The organism is Bacteroides muris (ex Afrizal et al. 2022), assembly GCF_004793475.1.
In the GTDB taxonomy this organism is placed as follows: domain Bacteria; phylum Bacteroidota; class Bacteroidia; order Bacteroidales; family Bacteroidaceae; genus Bacteroides; species Bacteroides muris.
This window is the reverse complement of the sequence record NZ_SRYZ01000001.1, coordinates 123,213-147,849: the sequence shown is the minus strand read 5'-3', so window position 1 is coordinate 147,849 and position 24,637 is coordinate 123,213. Positions and strand designations below refer to the sequence as shown.

Below are 24,637 nucleotides of genomic sequence, written 5' to 3'. Positions count from 1 at the left end.
CTGATTATATAACAACCTGATAATGCAACAACCTAATTATCCAACAATGAGAAAAGTATTATTCGGCTTGGCTCTGGCTGCTGCCGCGCTTCCTCTTTCGGCGCAACAGCAGCCCGTCTATCTGGACGCAAGCAAACCTATCGAAGAAAGAGTGGAAGACGCATTGAGCCGTCTGACCCTGGAAGAGAAAGTAAAGCTGACCCATGCGCAAAGCAAGTTCAGCAGTGCAGGCGTGCCCCGTTTGGGCATTCCCGATGTATGGACGGACGACGGTCCTCACGGCATACGTCCCGATGTGCTGTGGGATGAGTGGGAACAGGCCGGGTGCACCAACGACTCCTGCGTGGCTTTCCCTGCCCTGACCTGCCTGGCAGCAACCTGGAACCCCGAAATGTCTCTCCTTTACGGGCAGAGCATCGGCGAAGAGGCGCGCTATCGCAACAAGTCCGTCTTGCTGGGGCCCGGTGTCAACATTTACCGTACACCGCTCAACGGACGCAACTTCGAGTACATGGGCGAAGACCCCTATCTGGCCGGAAAGATGGTGGTGCCTTATATCCGGGGCGTGCAGCAGAACGGCGTGGCTGCCTGCGTCAAACACTTTGCCTTGAACAATCACGAAGTGAACCGCCATACCACCAATGTGATTGTAGACGACCGTGCCCTTTATGAGATTTATCTGCCGGCCTTCAAGATGGCCGTGCAAGAGGGTGGAGCGTGGAGCATCATGGGTGCCTACAACCTATACAAAGGCCAACATCTTTGTCACAACCAATACACATTGAACAATATATTGAAAGGCGAATGGGGATTCGACGGTGTAGTCATCTCGGACTGGGGAGGCACGCACGACACCCGGCAAGCCATTACCAACGGACTCGACATGGAGTTCGGCAGCTGGACCAACGGGCTCTCGAACGGTGCCAGCAACGCATACGACAATTATTACCTGGCAAATCCCTATCTGAACCTTATCCGCGAGGGCAAGGTAGGCACCAAGGAGCTGGACGACAAGGTGCGCCGCATCCTGCGCCTTATCTTCCGCACGGCGATGAATCCCCACCGTCCGTGGGGAAGCATGCTCTCTGCAGAGCATTACGAGGCTGCCCGCCGCATCGGCGAAGAGGGCATCGTGTTGCTGAAGAACAAGGGCAATCTGCTTCCGATAGACCTGAACCGCGCCGAAAAGATTCTGGTAGTGGGCGAGAATGCCATCAAGATGATGACCGTAGGCGGCGGCAGCTCTTCGCTGAAGGTGCAGCGCGAGCTCTCTCCGCTGGACGGCATCAAGCAGCGTGTGGCCGGCAAGGCCGAGGTGGTATATGCCCGCGGCTACGTGGGCGATGCAAGCGGCGAATACAACGGGGTGGTGACCGGACAGAATCTGAAGGATGACCGTACTCCCGAAGAGCTGATAGCCGAAGCCGTGAAAGAGGCCCGGGATGCCGATTACGTTATCTTCATCGGCGGCCTGAACAAGAGCAACGGCCAAGACTGCGAGGACTCCGACCGTAAGGGTCTGGGCTTGTCCTACGGTCAGGATGCCGTTATCTCCGCACTGGCCGGGGCCAACAAGAACCTGATTGTCGTCAACATCTCCGGCAACGCCATCGCCATGCCCTGGGTAGACGAAGTGCCTGCCATCGTGCAAGACTGGTATCTGGGTTCCGAGGCCGGCCACTCGCTGGCAGCCATTCTCATGGGCGATGTCAATCCCAGCGGCAAGCTTCCGTTCACCTTCCCCGCGAAGCTGGAAGACTGCCCCGCCCACAGCCTGGGCCAATATACCGGCAAGCGGAGCAGAGACATCATCGACATCAGGTACAATGAGAGCATCTTCGTGGGCTACCGTTGGGCCGACAAGCAGAAGAACCTCAAGCCCCTCTTCCCCTTCGGCCACGGTTTGAGCTATACCACTTTCGAATATGGCAAGCCGACGGCCGACGCCACCACCATGCAGGCCGACGGCAAGCTGACCGTGAAGCTGACCGTAAAGAATACCGGCACGCGCGAAGGGCAGGAAGTGGTGCAGCTCTACATCAGCGACAAGAAGTCCTCTCTGCCCCGTCCCGTCAAGGAGCTGAAAGGCTTCCGCAAGGTGAGGCTGGCTCCGGGCGAAGCGAAGGAAGTCACCTTCACCATCGACAAGGAGGCGCTTAGCTTCTTCGACGATGCCCGCCATGCCTGGGTGGCCGAGCCGGGCAAGTTCGAGGCTGTCATAGCAGCATCGGCGGCCGATATAAAGGGAGTGGTTCCTTTCGAATTGAAATAAGGCAGGTTGCTTTTGGGTATATAATACCGGAGTAATTGAACGCGGAGACATTAGGGTACAGAGTCCCTTTGTGTCTCTGCGTTTCTCTTTTCTGCATCTCGTCTGCATTTTAGAGAGAAAGATGATTCTATTGAAATCCGAACCATATTAGGTAAAGAAACAGATGGGTTATAGTAGGTAATTACTAAAATTCCTCTAATTTTGCATGCTTCGTCTATGATGACTAAAGGTTGCACTTATATAAAATCAAAAAAATCTCATGGTTAGTAACATGAATTGTAACAGTTGTCCGGAAAAAAATGCGCTGCCGTATGATGCTGCAAATGCTACCAGTATATTCGAATATAGCAAGGGACTGTTAGGCAAAACACTGCGTGAATTTGCTGACAAGGGATATGAACGTAGAAAAGGTAAGGGGGGAATTGGTCAAATGGTTGAGAACCTTTATTTTTTACTTGAGACCAATAATAATCCCGAAGCGGATTTTTCGCAGGCTGGAATGGAATTGAAATGTACTCCCTTGAAGCTCGGAAAGAATAAGGACTATCTTGTCAAGGAACGCCTTGTTTGTAATATGATAAACTATTGTGATGTTGTAAATGAAGATTTTGAACATTCGCATTTTTATCTCAAATGCCAATTGATGTTGTTATTATTCTATCTATATCGCAAGGGTTATGATAATCTGGATTTGGAGTTTGTCTTTTCTGTATTATGGAAACTTCCGGAGAAGGACTTGTTGATTATTCGACATGATTATGAGTTGATTGTAGATAAGATTAAACGTGGTGAGGCACATTTGTTATCCGAAGGTGATACGATGTATCTTGGAGCTTGCAGGAAAGGACAAAAAGGAGATAGCCTGATGGCACAGCCGAATTCGGAGGTTAACGCTCCACGACGTGCTTTTAGTTTGAAGATGGCCTATATGCGTACTGTTTTGCAGTATGTCGTGAATGTAGGCGAAAAGGCTGTGGCAAATTTCGGATTGTCTGAGAATCCATTGCTTACTTCTCAGGATTTGAGTAAAAATAGCTTTGATGAGATTGTCTTAAAACGTTTCAAACCGTATATGGGTAAAAACTATGAGGCTATTGCCAAAGATAAAAAGGTGGACATTTCAAATAATCCAAAGAATAAATTTGCAATGATTGCCAATGCTGTCGTTGCATCTGGCAAATGCTCGAATGTCAATCGTTCTGAAGAGTTTCTGAAAGCCGGGCTTATGATGAAAACTGTCCGAGTGCAGGCCGATGGTATTATTAAAGAAGCCATGTCGTTTGAGAATATTGACTATATGGAGGTTGCCGAATGTGGGAATTGGTATGAATCCAGGCTCTATGAGTTATATTCAAGTCGATTTTTATTCGTTGTTTTCAGAGAACGGCATAAAGGGAAAGGGGACTATGAGCTTGATGACGCATTTTTTTGGACTATGCCCCAATCCGACCTGGAATGTGCTGAGGTATATTGGGAACATATCAAGAAGAATATCTTGGAAAGTCATATCTCAGAGGACTATTGGTGGAAAGCTTGCGATAGAAAGAAGTTCCATGTACGGCCAAAAGCCCAGAAAGCAAAAGACATTGCACCTACGCCTGACGGGAAAGGTGCAAAGAAGTTTTGCTATTGGTTTAATAATGACTACGTAAGAGAGATTGTAGAACAAAGACAAGACGAAAAACGGTAAAAATGAGTAATCAGATACGTGTTGTAGAACTTTTTGCAGGTGTAGGAGGCTTCCGGATTGGCTTGGAAGGTGCGTCGGATGCTTATCAAACCATTTGGAACAATCAATGGGAACCATCGACCAAACGTCAAGATGCTTCATTGGTGTATAAGGCCCGTTTCGGCTGTAAAGGGCATTCGAATCGTGATATAAATACAGTGCCGACAGAGGAGATTCCCAATCATGACCTTTTGGTAGGCGGTTTCCCTTGTCAAGACTATTCTGTAGCTGCCACTTTGAGCCGCTCCGGTGGTATTGAGGGGAAAAAGGGGGTATTGTGGTGGCAAATCTATCGTATTCTTGAAGAGAAAGGCGAGAGTCGCCCTGATTATATTTTCTTTGAGAATGTAGATAGGCTGATAAACTCTCCGGCAACCCAACGTGGCCGTGATTTCGCTATTATTCTTGCATCGTTGTCCGACCTTGGCTATGTGGTGGAATGGCGGGTAATCAATGCTGCCGATTATGGAATGCCGCAACGTCGGCGCCGGACTTATATTGTGGGGTATCGTAAGGGTTCGGTCGTGGCAAACCGGATTGAAGGAATGGAGGATTGGGTACTATATGATGGAGTAATGGCTCAATCTTTTCCTTTCAAACAGAAAGAGAAGACATTGTCCGCCTTTGATATAAAGGGGAGTGTCCAGGAAGTTTCTGCAACTTTCAATCAAGGAAAGAGAGAGAGTCCTTTTGGCAATGCAGGTATGATGATGGACCGGCATGTGTTTTCTGTAGATGCTGTAGCTATGTATGAGGGTACTTTCCAGACATTAGGCGACAATTTGGTCAGTGAAGAATTTGTTCCGGAAGACTTTTTTATTTCTGAAGAAGAATTGCCTAAATGGCAGTACGAGAAAGGGGCGAAGAAAATAAACCGTGTCTCCAAGGAGGGATATGAGTATGTTTTTTCTGAAGGTGGAATGGCTTTTCCCGATAGTTTGGACAAACCGTCGCGTACGATGATTACCGGTGAAGGAGGAGCTGCCCCGTCCCGTTTCAAACATGTGGTGCAGACTCCGTCCGGGAGGTATCGTCGTCTTATCCCCATTGAATTGGAACGGTTGAATATGTTCCCCGATAATCATACGTTTCATCCTGAAGTTTCGGATGGACGTCGCGCTTTTCTCATGGGGAATGCACTTGTATGTGGTATCGTTGAACAAATAGGAAAAAGCCTTTATCGGTTCATTTATAATGAAGCGCCTGTATCTTCACGTCCTATTCATATACAACGTGATGCACATCCGACGTTGGATTTGAATTTATTCACTGAGGAAACGAAAAAAATTGCTGCAAATGCTCCAAGGAAAACATATATCCTTGATGGAACGAAACGGCTTCTTATTGGGCTGGTCAAATTAGACAATCAAGATTATTTCTTGAATGGAACTCCCACAAAGATATACTATACGGGGAAGGCAAAATCTTTTCCGTCCACTATTTCTTTGAATAAGCTTTATTATTTTATGCCTTATATAAAAGGTAAGGGGGTTCGTGATCTCTATCTTATCCGTATAGCCCGGATTGGAAGCAAGGCGGAAATTTATAAAGAGAGTGGGGATACTGAACCGAGATTGGTATTGGAATTGGAATTTCTGGAAAGTTTGCCCGAATATAAGCTTATCAGGCTTGCTATATTCAATACATATACAGATACTATCTTAAACCGAGTGATTGAATGATTTGAAGTTCTTGCTATTTACTCCCTCTTGTTGTTTCGTTCCTGATATATTGGGGATTGAACGCAGAGATACAGAGGAAGCTGCTTCATGCTACGTTCAAGGCTGCTTCAGTATGTTTGAGAAGACGTTTAATCCCTTACACCTGATATTACCTTCCAAGTAGGATGAGAGTGCCTCGTACCCTATCTTAAGCATTTTTGATGCCATAGGTTTGCCTGTTGTTGTCTTGTTCATTTTCCGGTAGCTTCAGACAAACAAGAAAAGGTATTTGTTTATATAAAGGAACCGTTGAACTACAATATTGTTTGCAGTTCAACGGCTTCTTGCAGAGTATATAAGAAAAGAAATCTTATTCCTCCATCGACTTTGCAATGCCCATCTCCAGTCCGCGCAGCTCTGCCAGTCCGCGCAGGCGGCCGATGCAAGAGTATCCGGGGTTGGTCTTCTTCTTCAGGTCGTCCACCATTTGGTGTCCGTGGTCGGGACGCATCGGGATGGAGACGCCACGGCATTGTTGCAGTTCAAGGAAAGCCTTCATCACGTGATACATGTCCACGTCGCCTTCCAGGTGATTGGCCTCGTGGAAGTTGCCTTCGGCGTCGCGTTGCGTGCTGCGCAGGTGCACGAAGTGGATGCGGTGGGCAAACTGCCGCATGATGGCCGCACAGTCGTTGGCGGCGCTCACGCCGAGCGAGCCGGTGCAGAGGCAGAGGCCGTTGCTCTTGTTGGGGACGGCGTCGACCAGTGCCTGAAAGTCGGCAGCGCAGCTCATGATGCGCGGCAGGCCGAGGATGGAGCAGGGCGGGTCGTCCGGATGGATGACGAGCACGACGCCCGCTTCGTCGGCCACCGGGGCGATTTCCTTCAGGAAGTAAATCAGGTTGGCGCGCAGACGCTCCGGAGTGATGTCTCTGTAGCGGTCCAGTTCGTGCTGAAACTGCTCCAGGGTGAAGCTCTCTTCCGAGCCGGGAAGCCCGGCAATGATGTTGCGCACAAGCAGTTGCCTGTCTGCCTCCGTCATCTCCTCGAAGCGGGCACGGGCCTTGGCCTTTTCTTCGTCGGTGTATTCGGCCTCGGCACCGGGGCGGCGCAGCAGGAAGAGGTCGAAGGCGATGAAGGCGGCGCGTTCGAAGCGGAGGGCGCGGCTGCCGTCGGGCAGTTCGTAGGCAAGGTCGGTGCGCGTCCAGTCCAGCACGGGCATGAAGTTGTACGTGACGGTGTTGATGCCACACTTGCCCAGGTTGCGCAAGCTTTCCTTATAGTTGTCGATATACTTCCGGAAGTCTCCGGTTTGGGTCTTGATATGCTCGTGCACGGGCACGCTCTCTACTACAGACCATCGCAGGCCGACGGATTCAATCATTTCTTTCCGTTTCCCGATCTCCTCTACCGTCCATATCTCTCCGTTTGGAATATGGTGCAAGGCGTTCACAATGCCGGTGGCTCCGGCTTGTTTTATGTCCCAAAGGCTTACCGGGTCGTTGGGACCGTACCAGCGCCAGGTTTGTTCACAAAGTATCATAATGTATGTAAGTTTGCCTCCCCGCCCCCTTGAGGAGGAGGGGTGAGTGTATGTTTTCTCGGTTCTGTTCATGTATTCTTCAAAACGGACTCTCGAAAGAGCGCTGAAAAGGATTCTTTGAGCAGGGGGCCTGAGTGTATGTTTTCTCGGTTCTGTTCATGTATTCTTCAAAACGGACTCTCGAAGGAGCGCTGAAAAGAATTTCCGTTTCCCTCCGGGGGGATGCTACATGGCGGATGCTACATGGCGAATGCGTTGAATCCTCCGTCTACTACGGCCACCGTGCCTGTGACAAAGGCCGAGGCATCGCTGATGAGGTATTGTATCGTTCCGCAAAGCTCCTCGGCACGGCCCATGCGTCCGAAGGGAGTTTGGCGAATCACATCTTGCCCGCGTTCCGTGTAGCTTCCGTCCGGGTTCGTCAGCAGGGCTCGGTTTTGCTCCGTGAGGAAGAATCCGGGGGCGATGGCATTCACGCGGATGCCTTCGCCAAACTTCCTGGCAACTTCGGCAGCCATGAAGGCGGTGAAGTTCGAGATACCCGCTTTGGCGGCGGCATATCCGGCCACGCGCGTCAGGGGGCGGAAGGCTGCCATGCTGGAAAAGTTGACGATGGCGCCGCGCTTCTGCTCCACCATCGGGCGGAGGAAGACTTGTGTGGGCAGCACGGTGCCCGTCAGGTTCAATTCCAGCACCCGTTGAAACTCCTCTGTCTTCAAGTCGAAGATGGTGCCCGTGGGGGCGATGGTGGCGCCCGGCATGTTTCCGCCGGCGGCGTTCAGCAGGGCGTCTATGCGGCCGTAGGCGGCGAGTATGTCGCTCAGGTTCTGCTCCAGGCGTGCGCGGTCGGTCACGTCGGTGGTCAGGAAGAGGGCTTCGCCGCCGGCTGCCTTGATGTCTGCCGCGAGGGCGTGTCCCACTTCGGCTTTGCGGCCCAGGATGACTACTTTGGCGCCCTCCTCTGCGAGGTGCAGGGCGATGGCCCTTCCCAATACGCCCGTTCCGCCGGTGATGACCACTACGCGGTGTTTGATGTCGAATAGGTTTTTCATACGATGTTTTGTCTACTGATTTTGTATTTTTCCGGTTCGATATTGCAAAATTATGGAATTCTCTTTAGAGTTCTCCTTATTTTCCGACTGAAATGAAGGCGGTGCCGCATATTTCTTCCTTGCAGCGGGCGCTTACCACTACCGGAACGTGGCTCTTGACGTAGATGCCTGCCCGTCCGCCCGTGGCTTGCAGGAGTTGCGACCCGTGGGCGGTTCCTTGGTTTCGGAGCAATGCTTCGCTGTCCGTGCAGCCGAATTCGATGAAGTGGCAGGCGTCGAGGCAGGGGATGCCGTCCTTGTCCAGCAGTTCGGCCTGTACCAGTATGGTTTCTTCGTCCACCTTGGCCTGTGTCAGGCGTATTTGGGCGGGGGCACCCCAAGGCTGTGTCTGGTAGGTCTGGTGTATCTTGTCGCGCAGGCAGGGCTTGTTGTCGCGGTAGGCGATGGCTTCAATTTCGTTTTCTCCCTCCTTCAGCACGGCGTTCCAGTGGAATCCGGCGGCAGGATAGTCTTGGCTGTCGCGCTTCTTCCGTCCTAAGGAGATGCCGTTGACGAAGAGTTCTGCTTCGGGGCAGTTGGAGTAAACGAGGATTTCCTTCGCCTCGCCCGCCTTGCCCCACCGCACAGGCCAGGAGTGCCCGTAGATGTGCAGCATCGGTTCGTGGCTCCAGTAGCTTTGGAAGACGTAGTAGCTCTCTTTGGGTGTGCCGTCGCGCTGCACTACGCCCTTTTGGTTGACGTAGGGGATGGGGTTCAGCGGGCGTAGCGGGGTGGAGAAGTCCTTGAAGGTCCAGAAGGCGCTTCCGGTGAGCCAAGGCATCTGCTCCTGCTCTTTCAGGTGCCAGTCGAAGAGGCGGACGATGTACGATTCGCTCCAGTCGCCGTTGCGGTCGCCCGCTTCGATGTCGAAGGAGGAGCCGTGTTTTGTCATTTGCTCCTCGGCGTGGCGTCCGGCGTGGCTGTCGCCGCCCCATTCGGCATGGATGAAGCGGGGCACGCTCTCGAAGCCCGCTTGTACCATCTCGCGGTAGTTGCGGAAGCACCGCCCGTACCAGCCTGCCCAGATGCTGGGCGAATACACGTCCACGATGTCGCGGCAGAAGTCGCAACGGCGGATGACGGTGGGACGGGTGGGGTCAAGTCGGTGCGCGAGGTCGTTCAGTTCGCCCATAAAGGTGCGGATGCTGTCCGTGTCGAACTCCTCGAAGTCGCCCGGCCAGTCGTTTTCGTTGCCCGTGCCCCAAAGGATGACGCAGGGGTGGTTGCGGTGCTGGCCGATCATATTGGTGAGCATGCGGCGTGCCTGTTCGCGGTACTTCTCGCCGCCCAGTCCGCCACGGCACCACGGAATCTCTTCCCACACCAGAAGCCCCAGCTTGTCGCAGAGGCGGAGGATGATTTCCGACTGCTGGTAGTGGCCCAGGCGGATGAAGTTGGCGCCCATTGCCTTGATTTGCTTCATTTCGGCAATCATCATCTCTTCGGTGAGGGCGGCACCTACCCCGGCGTGGTCTTCGTGGCGATGGGTGCCGCGTAGCAACAGCCGTTGCCCGTTGAGGTAGAAGGGTCCTTTCTCCTCGAAGCGGATGTGGCGGAAGCCGAAATGCTCCGTGTGGGTCAGCAAGGTGTCGGTGCCTCCCGCAATGAGTTGGGCCCGGAAGGTGTAGAGGGCGGTGCTGTCGGGACTCCAGAGCGTGGGGCTTTTCAGGGCGAACCAGGCGCGGCAGGTGTCTTGCAGCGGGTAGCAGTCTTGGTAAATCTTCCTTCCTTCGGGCGAGAGGACGGTAATCATCAGTTCAGGCACTTCTTCGGACGGGGAGGCGGAGAGGGGACGTTCGGTAGTGACCTGCCACTCCACCTTGCCCAGCTTGTCGCCGGGAGTTGTCCGGGCGTTTATCTGCACTTGCCCGATGGAATGTGCGGGGGTGTAAACCAAGTTGACATAGCGGTAGAGACCTCCGTAGAGGTTGAAGTCGGACATGTCGGAGGGAATTGTTTCCGTGTCGCGGCTGTTGTCGCAACGGATGGCGACGGGTATCTTCCCACCGAAGCGTTCGCGGCAGGCGGGGTTGGAGCGGAACTGTTCCACAGCTTCCGTGATGTCGGCTTTCCATTCGTCGTATCCGCCGGTGTGCGAGGCCACAAGGGTGGTGTAGACGTAGACTTCGGTGTTCTGTCCCGCGCCTTCAAACTCCAGGTAGATGCGCCCGTCTTGATAAGGGCTGTTTATATGGAGGGTGGTGCGATACCATCCGGCGCCTTGGTAGTAGTTCGTGTAGGGGTCTACCGCATCTTCGGCGTTGAAGCAATGGGGCAGGGTCACCTTCTGCCAGAGGGGGACGGCTTCGGGTTTTCCGGTTCCGGGCACGGGGCGCATCACTTCCCAGATGCTGCCCATGTCCTGACGGATGAACTCCCAACCCGTCGTAAGACGTTGTTTGCGGTCGGTGGGGATGAGGGCGGAAATGCTGTTTGCCCATAGGCAGGCAAGCAACAGGCAGAGTAGGTTTTTGAGTGTCTTCATATAGGGGTATATTGTATGATTTGTCAAACACCGGACTCTGACACGACAAAGTCCGGTGTCTGACAATTGATGTTAAGCTGTTGATAATCAGAGGTGGTTATTCCGCATCCAGTGCCCTTTTCCGTGCCAGTGCCTCCAGATAGTAGTAGTCGGCATAGTTCAGCGGCACGTCTATCTCGCTTCCGCCTGGGTGGTGTCCGGTGGAGTGGAGAAGGAGGAAGCCGTAGTGCGTGCCCGGCTGTGCCTGGTAGTGGCTGTTGAGGCTGGCAACAATCTTGTCGGCTGTGGCACGGTAGCGGCGGCCCTTCTCGGGAGCCACGTAGGTGCAGAGTTCGTACAGACCGGAGGCGATGAGTGCGGCCGCGGAGGCGTCGCGCGGCACGTCGGGGTTCACGTTGTCGGGCGTGAGGTTGTTGATGTTGTCCATCTTCATGTCCCAGTAGGGCACGCCGTCGGCAGGCATGTGGGGCAGTGAGAGGAAGAAGTCGGCTATGTTTTCGCTCTGCTTCAGGTAGGCGGGGTTGCGTGTGAAGCGGTAGCACATGGCGTAGCCGTAGAGGCCCCAAGCCTGTCCGCGGCTCCAGAAGGAGTCGTCCGAGTGTCCCTGGTGCGTGCATTTCAGGCGGACGTCGCCCGTTTCGGGGTCATAGTCCACTACGTGATAAGACGAGTGGTCGGGCCGGAAGTGGTTCTTCATCGTGGTGTTGGCGTGGTCCACTGCCACCTTCCAGTAGACGGAGTCGCCGGTGAGCTGGGTGGCGCGGAACAGCATTTCGAGGTTCATCATGTTGTCGATGATGACGGGATACTTCCACTTGTCGCGGTTGTGGTCCCACGAGCGGATGCTCTTCACCTTGGGGCTGTAGCGGGTAATCAGCGTGCGGGCGCTCTGGATGACTACATCTTTATAAGACTGCTCACCCGTCAGTTCGTAGGCCTTGCCGAAGCTGTCGTACATCATGAAGCCCAGGTCGTGCGTGCCTTTGTGCCATTTGGCCTCTTCGATGGGCCAGGTCCAGGAGATGGCCGACTGCCGCCAGAAGTCGCTGTGTGTGTAGGCATACATCTGCCACAGGGAGCCGGGGAAGAAGCCCGAGCACCAGTCGTGGGGGGGTATCATGGCCAGCGAGCCGTCTTTGGCAATGGTACGTGGCACTACGTGGCGGCGTGCGGCGTTCTTCTGCTCCTTGCGTGCCTTGTCGGCGCACTGCATGGCGAGTTGCAGCTGTCCGGCGGCGAAGGCGTAGGCGTGGTCCACTTCGGTGGCTTGCACGTAGAGCAGGTTGAAGCGGTCGCTCAGGTCCAGCGTGCGGCAGTCGTTGTACAGGCGCAGGTAATCCTTGCGTGTGGGGTTGAGCCAGGTGGCGGTGCGGTAGAGGTCGCGGCAGAAGTTCTGTTGTGCTTCTTCCCATCCGCTTATCTGCCGGTAGGGCCATGTGCCCGAATCCTTGCCCATGTATTGTGCCAGAAAGTCCATCGCCTTGTAGAAGCTATGCCCGTCGTGTGCGGCAAGGGCTTCGGTGTCCATGTTCAGGTTGCGTGCCATGGTGAGGAGGTCGAGGATGTGGGTCAGGTTGTACTGTGAGTAGTGGAAAGCCAGTGTGCGGGTCAACTCGTGGGGCTGCTTGCCGTCCGTGTCAATCTGCTTGGCGATGCGGCGTGCGGGCAGGGCGTTGATGATGTCGATGGCTTGCTGCTGTTTGCCTCCGTAGAGCGAGAAGGCGGCTATCTGCACGTCGTAGGCGATGCTGTGGTTGTTCTTGCATTCCGCCTCTTCCTTGCCTTGCGGGCTGGAGAGCATCCAGTGGGTCAGTTGGGCGAACCAGGCCTTGAGTTGTTTGCTGTCTTTGGCGGTGAATGCTTTCGATGGTTCCAAGAGGGCCACGGCATCCAGCATCTCTACAAAGGAGTAGGTGTCTATCAGGCCGTAGGAGCGTCCTTTGTCGTTGTTGTGGCCCGGTGTCACTTGGGCATATTCCAGATTGGGGTTCATGCGGGTCTCTTTGTTGAGGAACCACACGCGGAGCAGTTCCGTAGCCTTTTGTGCGTAGCGCTCTTCTCCGCTGAAGTACCAGGCGAGGGCAAGGGTGGTGACACGGTTGGCGGTGGCTCCCAGACGGTTGCGGTCCAGCTTGTTCAGTTCGGGGTTCGATATGCCGTCGCGGTTGATGTAGGGCAGTCCGTGGGGTTTGGCGGGGTCGGGCCAGTAGTAGCGGGCCTGGCTCATGTAGTCGTGCTTGTCTCCGCTGGCAGGAGTCTTCTCCTTCATCATCACGGAGAGGGGTTCGGCATCCAGCAGACGGGTGGCTTCGGCTTTCAGTGCCTGGTAGGAGTGGGCATAGAAAGGCTTGTCGATGGATTGCTTCACGCTTTGCAGGTGGTCGGTGTTCCAGATGGACTGGGCTTGTGCGCCCGGCATCCAGAGGAGGAGGGCAAGTGCCCATTTGGTTGCTTTCTGTTTCATGGGTTTATGGGTTTTGTTATAAGTTTGTTTTCTGTGGGCGGCGCGGGTTCTTGATGTTTAATTCCTGTGCCTTATCTTGATTCCGTTCAGGAAGCTGTTTCCGCTTCGGGCATGGAATTTGATTTCGAGATGGTCTGTATCGTTGTCGACGATGTATTTCTTTCGCAAGGCGCGGAAGTAGCCGCTTGTGCGGCAGGGGGAGAGGGCATCTTCCACGGTCTTTCCGTTGATAGTGATGCGGAAGGCGTTCTCGCGGTTCTCTTGCTGCCTCTCGCGGCCCAGCAGGTAGGCTGTGGAGCTGTTCCGGCGGTAGATGTCGGTGAAGAGCAGTTCTACTTCGTAAACACCTTGGGGCACGTCGAAGCGGTAGCCTTCAAGGCCGTTGCGCAGGGTCTGGAACAGCGGGCCGTCGGTCGTCAGGCCGATTTCGGTCTGCGTGCCCGCTTCCTTGCCGCCGAGATGGCCCCAGCTGCCCGGGGTGTAGGGTTGGTCGGGAACCCAGGTCAGGTGACTCTCGTCGGAGGTGAAGAAGCAATGGCTGCCTACGTTGACGGCAAGTTCCAATCCGTTCAGATTGGTTTTGTCCAGCCTGTCGGGGATGGGGGTGAAACCTACCCGCAATCCGTCCGTCACCGGCTTGCCCTGATAGGTGGCGTGTGCCGAAAGGAAAGGTTCTTTCCGGAGGAACGGCACCTCGAAGAGGGCGGTGAAGTTCTCCGTCTTTTTCTTGCCTACGGATGTCCCGTCGATGAAGAGCTCCACTTCGGGACAGTTGGAGTAGACCTTGACGGGCAGCATCACCGGCTTGCCTTCCTGTTGTACACCGCTACGGCGTGTCCAGTCGCGGCTGGCAATGTGCAGCACGGGGATGTCGCTGCGCCATGCCGCTTTATAATAATAGTAAACGTCCTTCGGCGTGCGGTCGGCATAGACCAGCCCTTTGTTGTTGATGCGTGGCATGGATTCGTCTCTCAGTGCGGATGAGAAGTCGATGAAGTTCCAGTGTGTGCCGCCGCAGACGTAGGGCGTCTCTTCAAGCACGGGGAGGTAGTGCTCCAGGTATTTCTGCTGGTACTCGATGCTGAAGTCGAAGGCGCGGGGAGCGAGTGTGTGCAGCCGTCTGTCCGAACCGGCACCGTACTCGCTCACAATCATCGGGTGAGCGGGGTAGTTGCGGTGCTGTTCGGCGAGGAACTTCTCGAAGCCTGTGACGTCGCCTCCGTACCAGCCCTGGTAGAGGTTCCAGCCTACGATGTCGGTAATCTGGCTCAGTCCGGTTTCGTTGTAGCTGTTGCTGCCGTGGAAGGCCATGGCGCTGATGCGTGTGGGGTCTTCCTGCTTCAAGGCATTCTCCAGCCGGCGGGCAAGGGCGAGGGTACGTTCCAGTACCGGTTTCAGTGCGTCGCCTTTGTGCTTGCGCTGTGCTACGAGGAGGATTTCGTTCATATATCCCCACGTGATGATGCTGGGGTGGTTGTAGTGCTGGCGAATCATCTCGCGCAGGTTACGTTCGCAGTTTTCCGCATACTCCGGTGTGTCGGGCACGATGTCTATGACGGGAATTTCTTCCCAGGCCAGCATTCCCAGCTTGTCACACATCTCTATGATAGCGTCGTCTTGTGGATAATGGGAAATTCGGATGAAGTTGGCTCCCATCTCTTTCATTAGTTTCATGTCACGGCGGTGCATTTCGTCCGTCAGGGCTACACCGATAGGTTTCTGGTCCTGGTGGCGGCAGATGCCGCGCAGCTTGTAGGGCTTGCCGTTGAGGAAGAAACCTTTGTTGGATTCGAAATGGAACCAGCGGAAACCGGTATGGTGGTTGCTTTGGTCTACGACGGACTTTGTTTTGCAGTTGAACAAGGTGGTTTCTACTCTGTAGAGGTAGGGCGTTTCCGGAGTCCATAGCAGTGGTTGGAGGATAGGAGATATATTGCTGTCAAAGTTTCGTGTCTCTCCGGCTTTGAGCTGTATAAACTGCTTTTGCGTTTGGAGGAGGGTTCCATCAGGGTGGTAGATGGAGTGTACCAGTTCGAGTGCTGCTTTTTCCCGGGCATCATTCCTTATTTCGCCATGGATGGACAAGGTGGCTTGTTGCTCGGATACCCGGGGAGTGGTGATGAAGATACCGTCGGAACCATGATTTGTCAGATTGAAATGTTGGCTGGGTACGGCGATGAGCCATGCATCTCTATAAATACCGCCGAAGAAGGTAAAGTCACCCGAAATAGGCGGAATGTCCATTCTGGCATTATCCACGCGGATAACCAGCATGTTGGGTGAGTTGAAGGAGAGAAATGGAGTAATGTTGAGTGTGCTTGCAGTGTAACCTCCAGTATGTTCACCGACTTTCTTTCCATTGATATAGATACAAGTTGCTTTGCTGGCAGCATCCAGTTTCAGAAAAACTTGTTTTCCTATCCAGTCTTGTGGCAGGATTATTTGTCTACGGTACCATCCCATACCCCGATAATAATCCTTCTCGGTATATGCGTCGGTATTCCAAGTATGGGGCAGGTAAATATCCTCCCATTCGTCATCCTTGAAAGTGCTGTCTAAGGCAGCGGTACATTCGCCTTTTCGGAACTTCCAACTGTCGTTGATGGTTTGGATTTCCCGTTGTGCATAAAGACTGGACGGAGCCAGGATAGAAAAAATAATTATTGTAGCAATTGCCCGACAGACCGGTTTGTGTATATGCTTGAAGATTCTCATGACAAAAGATAAAGTGTTATAGAACTGTGATGCTGACAAAGATAATGAAGGGGGATGCGAAAATAAAGATAAATGTGATATTTTCGCTTCCCGGTTTAGAAAACAACCTTTTTATTCCAGAGGCATGTGGTTATCTGTCAGCGGATTCGTTAGCTTTGATTGGCCATCCCGGATTCTGGTAAATGGGGGAGGTGCTGGTGGTTTCACCGTCTGAAGCTGTAATCAGGAAATGACTTTCGGCTATCGGGCTGAGGTAGTGTGCCTGGCAGAAGTTCAATCCATTGTAGTACAGTCCGGTAGACGCTACTTGGTAGGGGCGTACATATTTGCTTAATTCCGGTGATGAGATGGTGTTTTCTTTATCGCTTTTACCGTAAATTAGTTTGTCGGTCAGTCCTGCTGTTTCATAGTCTTTAATCATGGGACCCCACAGCTTGATTCCTTCTATCTGGAAACCATTCAGCTGGTCCATGGCACGCCAACGGATCAAATCGTTGTAACGGTAGCCTTCTCCTATAAATTCATTGCGGCGTTCGCGGCGGATATTGAACAGTGTTTTGTCTATTAATTGTCCGGTGGAATAGGCTCCCCAATCATATAGTTTTTCTTGCCCCATGTCGGTAGCGGCAATGGTCTTGTTGTAATCGGGATCAATACCGGCACGAGTACGCAAGGCACGCCAGTATTTGTCGGCTTTGTCATCCAGTTTATGGTTCTTTTCGTAGTAGGCTTCAATGTAAGTAATGTAGGCTTCTGCTGCCCGGAACATGATGGCGGCAGTCTGGTCTTTGTTCAGATCCTGGTCTTTCAAGTCGTGGGAGTAACCTTTACCCAGCAGGTATCCTGTGGCAGTAGAGTACTTCACGTCATCGGAATAGACCATCGGGGTAGTGGAGAAGTATTCGGGACTGGTAGTGTTGATGAATGTTTTTACTTCACCCGGAGCCTTCATGAAGAGGCGCCAACGGTCATCGCGGTCTATCTTGGTATCACCGATGTAGTCGTCGCCTTTGTAACCGCTACCTTCTGCATAGACGGGCAGACCGTTCTTCATGAGAAAGGAATGTTCCATCTGGTGTGTATAGCCACGGGCATACCCGTAGTAAATGTGATGGTTGTAGTCGGTACCTATGCTCAAGTCACGGTTATAGGGGCGGTACATCAGGACTTCGGGATATCCGTTCGGGTTCTGGGTAGCCGTTGGCGGCATCGGCAGCAGATTGCTGTATACTGCCGTTGTTGGCGGTCAGTGCCACGGCATCTGCTACGGTCTGGGAGGCGTTGATAGCCTGGTCGAGGAAGAAGTTCACTTCCGCTTCGGGGCTTCCACTGGGGAATTGATATCCTTTATTATAATCTTTTTCAGCTCCTGGCCATCCCTTACCGTTTGGAACTAGTGCAGTCCCGGCATGGTATTTTTCCCAGGTTGCTTCGAACAAGGCTACACGGGCTTTCAGCACAAGTGCGGCATTTTTTGTAATGCGCGCTTTGCCTCCGTCAGGATTGTTGGTCAAATATTCGGTTGCTTTGTCCAGGTCTTGCAGAATGAAGCGGGCTACTTCATTGCGTGGCCGCCGCTTGGAAGCTTCGATAAGTGCTTCTTTGTTATCGGGCAATACTTCTTTGATGATGGGGAAATCGCCCAATTTGCGTAAACGGTAGAAATATTGGTAGGCCCGTAGGAAATAGCCTTCACCAATGTAGTGCTTGATGTTGGTTGAGTTTCCTTTGATACTTCCGGTTTCCAGATTCTTCTCGGCAGATTGGATGAAATAATTCAAGGTATAAATGTTGTTGAAGTTCCATTCGCCGCCACTTGCCGGAGTTTTCCATTCGCCAATTAGGTAACGGTTGCTGGAGTTGCGGGTGGTGGCGTTGTCCGTAGCCATTTCGTCATCTCCATATAAGCTGTTCAGTGAAGGGAAGTTATCCGTGTAATAACGGATAGTATAGGCAGCTAATTGACTCTCTTCCACCAGATAGTTTTCGGGAGCTACGTTAGAGGGAGGGGTGATATCCAAGAAATCATCACAACCGGTTCCGGTCATGAGCATGCATCCCAAAACGATTCCTTTTACGATATGTTTATACTTTAATGTTTTCATATTCTTTTTTTTGTTTTAGAAGTTAACACTTAATCCGAATGATATTGTCTTTGCCAGTGGATATACCGTACCGTTTGCTTGTTCGTTGCTTTGGTATCCGGCACCACATGTTTCCGGGTCCATGGTGTCGCTGAGGCTGGTAATGGTCAATAGGTTTTCGCCGGAAACAAAGATGCGCAGATTCTGTAGCATAAGTTTGTTTATCCATACTTTGGGGAAAGTATAGCCAACCTGTATGTTTTTCAGACGCATGTAGGCTGCATTCTGCAGATAGCGGGTCTGGCTTTTGTTGTTTTTTGTATTAAAAATCGGTCGTGGGTAATAGGAATTTAGATTCTCTCCCAGTGGATTTTCGGATGTACGGAAGTAGTCGAGATGCTCTTTGAACGAGGTAGACCACCATTCACCGTCCGTTACACCCCAGAAAGTCATGTTTTTATCGCCCGGCCACCAGTCGCGCTTCAGTACGCCCTGCCAGAACATTTGTAAGTCCCATCCTTTGTAGGCAGCATCCAGGTTGATGCCCGTCATGAAACGGGGGGTACTGTTACCGATTTTTTTCATGTCACCCATATCATTGATGGTATAACTTCCGTTATTGATTTTACCATCTCCGTTGAGGTCGGCATACATGATGTCTCCGGCCGCCCATTGGCTGCCTAACGCACTTTGTCCACCGTTGGGTAGTGAAGCGAGATGCTGCTGCATTTCTTCATCGGTCTTGGCAATGCCGATGGTTGTGTAACCGTAAATATTACCGATGAGTTCGCCTTCCACATATTTGGAAAGGGAACCGGTAGGGTTACCATAGCGTAGAATCTTGCTTTGCGAGTCGGAAAGACTTAGTTTGGCTCCATATTTGAAGTCACCGATTTGGTCACGCCACCCGATTTGAATTTCCCAGCCATAGGTCTTCATATCGGTATTATTGGTAGGGGGAACATTGGTACCAAGTGCGGCGGGTAATTCAATGCCGGGTCCCATCATGTCTTCTGTTTTGCGTATGAAATAGTCGAAAGAACCGGTCAGACGATTGTTGAGAGCAGCTACATCCAGACCGATATTGGTACTTTTGATCTTTTCCCAAGTAAGTGAAGAAGAAACCAGTTTCGGAGCTTCGGCAGTATTGGGCTTGGCATTGTTGATAAGCCAGTTGCCATTTGATGCTTTTACATTCATTGTCTGATAAGTGGGATACCAGTTATAGATGTTGGCATTGGCCAGTGTGCCGTAAGATACTCTTAACTTTAAGGTAGAAATTTTTTCTGCCAGAGATTCGAAGAATGCTTCGCGGGCAATATTCCAGCCGAGTGAGAAGGAAGGAGTTAGAATCCAGCGGTTACCACGGCGGAAGCGGGAGGAACCGTCGTAGCGGAGGTTACCTTCTACCAAATAACGCCCGGCATAATCATAGTTGATGCGGCCAAAAAAACCTGCACTGGCCCACTCTTGCACAACACCTGAAATGCCGTAAGATTGTGAACTGGTAGTCAAGTTGAGAACTGGAAGGTCGGTAGAAATCATGTCAGCGCGTTGTGCGCTTACATCACGATATTTTTGCCGTTCAATCTGCATACCGGCTGTGGCTGCAATGGTGTGCTGCCCCAGGGTGATGTCGTAGTTGGTATAAACATTGGGATTCAGGAAGAGCGATTTGTAGGCGTATTCGTACACCTTGTCTTCACTTGGCCCGGTCATGGTAGCTACATATGTTTTCTCTGGATCGTTGGCCATGTGTGAGTATACACGCTTGTGTTCATAATGTGTCCAATTATTGTCGGTCTTGATGTTGAGTTCACCGATGATATTCCAGTTTTTCAGTGGGGTAATGGTAATACGTACTTGTTGGGAAAGCCCATCGTTGATTTCGTTCTGACGACCGCCGTTTTGCAAGGCCTCGATGTAGTTGATGTCGGACATGTAGTAGCCGTTGGGGTCTTTCAGGGGACGTACCGGACGGCAGCGACGGAGTACATTGTTATAGAAATCATTCCATAGTATACTTGGGCGGTCATAATCGGTGCGTGAATAACGGGTGGAATAGTCTACCTTTACATAATCTGTAATTTGGGCGGAAATTTTTCCTGTCAAGTTATTGCGCTTGTTGTGGTCTGTGCCGTAGCGCATGAAGCCGCTTTGTCCCAAATAATTGGCTGACATGTAGTAAGTAAACTTTTCTGTACCTCCACTGATACTGGCATTATGTTCTTGTGCAGTAGACCAGTTACGGTAGTATTCTTGTAGCCAGTCTACATTGCCCCAGGTATAGTCATAATTCCATTTACCGTTGCCTTGTGCTTCGGCGACGTCATTAGGGGCAAGTTTACCGTCAACATAGTCTTTCACTTTCTGCTTGTACTCTTCTGTATAGTAGTGTGTGCTGTTTTTGTTGAACATGGCTTCATCGTAATAGTTAACGTATTCCCATGCATTCATCATTTTGGGCATCTTGATGGGGGTGTTGAAACGGAAACTGTTGTTGTAGTTAATTACCGGGCGACCGGATTTACCGGATTTGGTGGTTACCAATACGACTCCGAAAGGCGCGCGTGAACCGTAGATGGACGAGGCTGCTGCGTCTTTCAATACGGAGATACTCTCAATATCTTGTGGATTAATGGTATTGAGGTCTCCTTCCATACCATCAATCAAGATGAGCGGTGAACCGCTGGCATAGTCATTATTATTAGCGTCTTTGCCTACGGTACCATTGCCACGAATGTTGATGGATTTGCTGGCATTCAGTTCACCACCATGCCCACTGTTTGAGATATTCAAGCCAGGGATAACACCTTGCAGTGCTTGTACGGCACTGCTCACGGGGCGGGCTTCGAGATCTTTGGCTGAAGCAGTAGCCACAGAACCGGTGAGGTTTACTTTCTTTTGTGTACCGAATCCTACAACAACCACCTCATCCAGTGTTTGTGTGTCCTCTTTCAGTCTGATGGTTCCTTTTACATGGTTGACTGGAATTTCTTGAGTAACATACCCGATGTAAGAAATTACAATAGTTGAATTGAGGGAAGCCTGGAGACTGAAATTACCGTCAATGTCGGTAATGATTCCATTATTTGTCCCTTTTTCAAGGATTGAAACCCCGATAAGGGGCTCACTGGTAGTTTCATCTACCACTTGTCCTTTAATAGTAATACTACTTTGGGCAAAAGTTCCCAAACTGGTAAGAAGCATACAACAGAAGAAAAGTAGCTGTACCAGCTTTCGGAAAAAGATCTTTTTTCTCATAATACGTAGATTTAATTAATTGTAAGTTATGTATTTTGTCAGGGGCAAAAGTAGTCTTCTCTTATATTCACTAAGGCAAAAGGGCTACATCAAAACTTTCTCAATCATGTGTTATGACTACATCAAAGCTTTCTCTTCCATGATATAAAATTTTTATAATCAGTTGAATAAAATGTAAAAATGGTACATCTTGCGATTTTGCTATATGCTCTTATTTTTATATATATAAATGTCTTTACTGCAAAAAGGTATTATCTTTGTGTTTGTAAAGAACAAATATTAACCGCTATGAATCGAGTGTTTATTCTGACTTGTATTTTTCTGCTGTTGTTTTCGATTTCCTTGAGGGCCGATTGGCAACGGCCTATCATGAATTATACGAGGCATACTTATAAAGCTGGTAATCAGAATTGGAATATTCGGCAACATGACAATGGTTGGATATATATAGCCAATAATAAAGGCTTGTTGGAGTTTGATGGTGTAGCCTGGAACACGTATCCCATTAGGAACGCTAAAACACGTGCTCTGGAAATTGGAAGTGATAATCGGATTTATATCGGTGGAATGGGGCAGTTTGGCTATTTTTGTCCAAGTCCTTTAGGTGGTTTGGATTACACATGCTTGTCGGACAGTTTGCCGTCGACGGTATCTGTAGGGATAATCTGGAATATTCTGTCGGATAAAAATCGAATTTGTTTTCAGTCAGATCGTCGCTTCTTTTGTTTGGAAAATGGCAAGATTAGCCAGATAGATGTTTTTTCGGATATTTATTCTTCATTGGTAGTCAGGAATAAATTCTATATGACTTCTTCCAAAGGATTGATGATATTGAACGGTACGGAGTTTATACCGGTAGATAACACTTCTGACATAGGAAGTACGGTGAAAACAGGTGGTTTACTGTCCTATCAGGATAAATTGATTGTTGTAAGTAGGGATAAAGGATTGTTTGTTTATGATGGTTCCGTTTTGCGGAAGTATGCAACGGCGGCTGATGACTTTTGTAGTCGGAACCAGCTTTTTTGTGCTGCTTTGAAAGACTCCTTGTTGGCATTAGGGAGTGTTCAGAATGGAATTTGTTTGCTGAATTTGAAGACAGATGAAGCGGAAGTCATATCTACAGGTAATGGATTGCAAAACAAGACTGTACTAAGTATGATGTTTGATGAGGCTGGACATCTATGGTTGGGCTTGGACAATGGAATTGACTGTATTCATCTGAATGCACGTGTTGCTTCATTGTATGGGGGCAGGTCTGTTATAGGTTCAGGTTATGCGTCGTGTCATTATCAGGGACGTTTTTATTTGGGAACCAATCAGGGATTGTATTGTACAACTTTTCCCAGGCGGTTGAATAAGGAATATCCGGTGGACTTTGTACCCGGTACAGGTGGGCAGATATGGTCACTTCGTGAATATGACAACAAGATGTTTTGCTGTTCGGACAACGGTATATTCATTGCAGATGATAAACGGATAGAACATCTTGACGGTCTTAAGGGAGTATGGGATATTGTAAAGCTGGCTGGGCATGAAGATGTATTGTTGGCAGGTACATATAGTGGGTTGTATCTTCTTGTGAGAAAAGGTACACATTGGAGAGTAGAATGCAGGATTCAAGGATTTCCTCGTTCATGCAAAGATATGTTGCCGGAAAAGTTAACGGCGAATACTTTGTGGATAGCCAATAAGGAAAACGGAGTATCTAGGGTTACTTTATCCGAGGATTTGAGGCAGGTAAAGAAGTTCAAAGACTATAACAGCAATGCTTTCCCGCTTGGTTATGATGCTTGTTTGTCGGAGGTGGATGGTGAAATCGTTGTAACTTCCCATCACGGTTTGTGGAGTTATGACCAGACGCGTGATTGTTTGGAGAGATTTACACGTCTAGAGAATCTGTTGGATGGAAAAGTTTACACTTATCTGAAGGCAGACTCTTTGAGGAATATATGGTACGTAGCGGATGGCCGGTTGAAGGTTTTACGTTATGACACCGCTGAAAAGAAATATTATCGGATAGAACATGAAACGTTCCTGCGTGAATCACTGATTGAGAATTTCGAAGATGTCTATTTCTGTAATCAGGGGCAGATTGTGGCCGGTACCGAAGAAGGTTTTTCACTCATTAGGCTGGATAATCAGCCACCGTACCGTTCTCCGTTTACTTTGCAAATCAGGAAAGTATATATGACGGGACAGCGTGATTCGCTTGTTTATGGCCGGAGTTATTCATATGATGATAGCCCGGTGATAATTCCCTATGCTTATAATTCTCTTCGTATAGAGTATAGTGCCAATAACTATAGTAAAATGCAGACAGTCCTTTATTCTTATAAGTTAAGTAATGGCAGTGAGGAAGGTGAGTGGAGTGAGTATAGCGAAAATACCAAGAAAGAGTTTACTGGTCTGCATGAAGGAAAGTATATATTCAGTGTAAAGTTGTTTACGGATAAGGACACGGCTCCTATAGTGACATCTTTTGCTTTTGAGGTATTGCCTCCATGGTATCGCACTTGGTGGAGCTATCTGGCATATAGTATAGCTCTCGTTCTATTATTGTATTATATGTATTATCGCATTGCTGCCAGTCGTAAGCATTTGCTGATGCAAAAGGAGTTGGAACTTTATCGGCAGAAGCAGGCATTCGAGGAGGTCAGCGACTTGAAAGATAAGAAGATAGACTCCTTGAAAGAGGCTAATCTGCAGGCCGAACTGCAGCATAAGTCAGAAGAACTGGTCTGCACTACATTGAACATTGTGCGTAAGAATGAGATGCTGATGGATATCAAGAAGGAGGTTTTAGGCATCTCGCATGCTGTCGGTGAAGAGAATCTGGTTGCCCTTCGCCGCAAAACACTCCGTCTGTTAGGACAGATTGAAACGAACATCGAGCACGATGGTGATTTGCAGGCTTTTCAGACTACTTTCGATTCGGTACATCACAACTTCTTCAGCAGGCTGGAAGAGGCTTATCCCGAATTGAGTAATAAGGAAAAATTGCTGTGTGCCTATATCAAGATGAATCTGCTCTCCAAAGAGATAGCCCCGTTGATGAATATCTCTTTGCGCGGGGTTGAAATCAGCCGTTACCGCTTGCGGAAAAAGTTAGCTTTGGGTGAGGGGGAGAATCTTGCAGAGTTCTTGCAAAAGTTTTCTAAATGAATATCTTAAATAATTCGTTACGGAATAAATCCCTCTTTTCTTGTACCGGAGTCTGAAACATGCCTGCTCCGTATAAAGTGACTCATGTGGAGAAAATACAATATTACTTTATTAGGATTACAGTATTACTTTATTTTGAATAAAGAAGCGTAAAGCGTGAATCC

At 50.3% G+C, this 24,637-nt stretch carries 12 protein-coding genes; 4 read left to right on the top strand and 8 right to left on the bottom strand.

The window, feature by feature from the left end:
- The first annotated feature begins 46 nt into the window (after positions 1-46).
- The 3 genes from E5355_RS00565 to dcm all read left to right on the top strand — a co-directional run bounded on the left by E5355_RS00565 (position 47) and on the right by dcm (position 5,683).
- Complete coding sequence (locus tag E5355_RS00565) at positions 47-2,272, top strand: glycoside hydrolase family 3 C-terminal domain-containing protein (protein WP_136008727.1); 2,226 nt, start codon at positions 47-49, stop codon at positions 2,270-2,272.
- A 259-nt stretch (positions 2,273-2,531) separates the two neighbouring features.
- Positions 2,532-3,962, top strand: a complete 1,431-nt coding sequence (locus E5355_RS00560; RefSeq protein WP_136008726.1) for a Sau3AI family type II restriction endonuclease — start codon at positions 2,532-2,534, stop codon at positions 3,960-3,962.
- 2 nt (positions 3,963-3,964) lie between these two features.
- Positions 3,965-5,683, top strand: a complete 1,719-nt coding sequence (gene dcm / locus E5355_RS00555; protein WP_136008725.1) for a DNA (cytosine-5-)-methyltransferase — start codon at positions 3,965-3,967, stop codon at positions 5,681-5,683.
- A gap of 349 nt (positions 5,684-6,032) precedes the next feature.
- Here the strand turns inward: dcm and uxuA are convergent, their stop codons facing one another.
- From uxuA to E5355_RS00520, 8 genes are all read right to left on the bottom strand, one after another.
- Positions 6,033-7,205, bottom strand: a complete 1,173-nt coding sequence (uxuA, locus tag E5355_RS00550; RefSeq protein WP_136008724.1) for a mannonate dehydratase — start codon at positions 7,203-7,205, stop codon at positions 6,033-6,035.
- 239 nt (positions 7,206-7,444) lie between these two features.
- Positions 7,445-8,257: an SDR family oxidoreductase gene (locus tag E5355_RS00545; RefSeq protein WP_136008723.1), complete on the bottom strand. Its 813-nt coding sequence runs from the start codon at positions 8,255-8,257 to the stop codon at positions 7,445-7,447.
- A gap of 76 nt (positions 8,258-8,333) precedes the next feature.
- Positions 8,334-10,781, bottom strand: coding sequence for a glycoside hydrolase family 2 protein (locus tag E5355_RS00540; RefSeq protein ID WP_136008816.1), 2,448 nt, complete (start codon positions 10,779-10,781; stop codon positions 8,334-8,336).
- Positions 10,782-10,878: 97 nt separating this feature from the next.
- The gene (locus tag E5355_RS00535) at positions 10,879-13,245 is read right to left on the bottom strand and encodes an alginate lyase family protein (protein WP_136008722.1); all 2,367 of its coding nucleotides are present in this window, start codon (positions 13,243-13,245) and stop codon (positions 10,879-10,881) included.
- A 57-nt stretch (positions 13,246-13,302) separates the two neighbouring features.
- Positions 13,303-15,960, bottom strand: a complete 2,658-nt coding sequence (locus tag E5355_RS00530; RefSeq protein ID WP_136008721.1) for a glycoside hydrolase family 2 TIM barrel-domain containing protein — start codon at positions 15,958-15,960, stop codon at positions 13,303-13,305.
- 130 nt (positions 15,961-16,090) lie between these two features.
- Positions 16,091-17,170: a RagB/SusD family nutrient uptake outer membrane protein gene (locus E5355_RS19730; RefSeq protein WP_246866853.1), complete on the bottom strand. Its 1,080-nt coding sequence runs from the start codon at positions 17,168-17,170 to the stop codon at positions 16,091-16,093.
- Entirely contained in the window at positions 17,106-18,065 is a 960-nt protein-coding gene (locus tag E5355_RS19725; protein WP_246866852.1) for a RagB/SusD family nutrient uptake outer membrane protein, read from the bottom strand. The genes E5355_RS19730 and E5355_RS19725 overlap by 65 nt, the downstream gene beginning before the upstream one ends.
- Positions 18,066-18,080: 15 nt before the next feature.
- Entirely contained in the window at positions 18,081-21,308 is a 3,228-nt protein-coding gene (locus E5355_RS00520; RefSeq protein ID WP_136008720.1) for a SusC/RagA family TonB-linked outer membrane protein, read from the bottom strand.
- Between the two features lie 288 nt (positions 21,309-21,596).
- On the opposite strand from E5355_RS00520, the gene E5355_RS00515 reads away from it, so the two are divergent.
- Entirely contained in the window at positions 21,597-24,473 is a 2,877-nt protein-coding gene (locus E5355_RS00515; protein ID WP_136008719.1) for a ligand-binding sensor domain-containing protein, read from the top strand.
- Positions 24,474-24,637: the final 164 nt, after the last annotated feature.

Bases quoted from the DNA above. Each gene is read 5' to 3' on its own strand.
- E5355_RS00560 (WP_136008726.1), top strand. From the start codon at position 2,532: ATGGTTAGTAACATGAATTGTAACAGTTGTCCGGAAAAAAATGCGCTG.
- E5355_RS00515 (WP_136008719.1), top strand. From the start codon at position 21,597: ATGAATCGAGTGTTTATTCTGACTTGTATTTTTCTGCTGTTGTTTTCG.
- E5355_RS00530 (WP_136008721.1), bottom strand. From the start codon at position 15,960: ATGAGAATCTTCAAGCATATACACAAACCGGTCTGTCGGGCAATTGCT.
- E5355_RS19725 (WP_246866852.1), bottom strand. From the start codon at position 18,065: ATGAAAACATTAAAGTATAAACATATCGTAAAAGGAATCGTTTTGGGA.
- E5355_RS00565 (WP_136008727.1), top strand. From the start codon at position 47: ATGAGAAAAGTATTATTCGGCTTGGCTCTGGCTGCTGCCGCGCTTCCT.
- dcm (WP_136008725.1), top strand. From the start codon at position 3,965: ATGAGTAATCAGATACGTGTTGTAGAACTTTTTGCAGGTGTAGGAGGC.
- uxuA (WP_136008724.1), bottom strand. From the start codon at position 7,205: ATGATACTTTGTGAACAAACCTGGCGCTGGTACGGTCCCAACGACCCG.
- E5355_RS19730 (WP_246866853.1), bottom strand. From the start codon at position 17,170: ATGCCGCCAACGGCTACCCAGAACCCGAACGGATATCCCGAAGTCCTG.
- E5355_RS00535 (WP_136008722.1), bottom strand. From the start codon at position 13,245: ATGAAACAGAAAGCAACCAAATGGGCACTTGCCCTCCTCCTCTGGATG.
- E5355_RS00545 (WP_136008723.1), bottom strand. From the start codon at position 8,257: ATGAAAAACCTATTCGACATCAAACACCGCGTAGTGGTCATCACCGGC.
- E5355_RS00540 (WP_136008816.1), bottom strand. From the start codon at position 10,781: ATGAAGACACTCAAAAACCTACTCTGCCTGTTGCTTGCCTGCCTATGG.
- E5355_RS00520 (WP_136008720.1), bottom strand. From the start codon at position 21,308: ATGAGAAAAAAGATCTTTTTCCGAAAGCTGGTACAGCTACTTTTCTTC.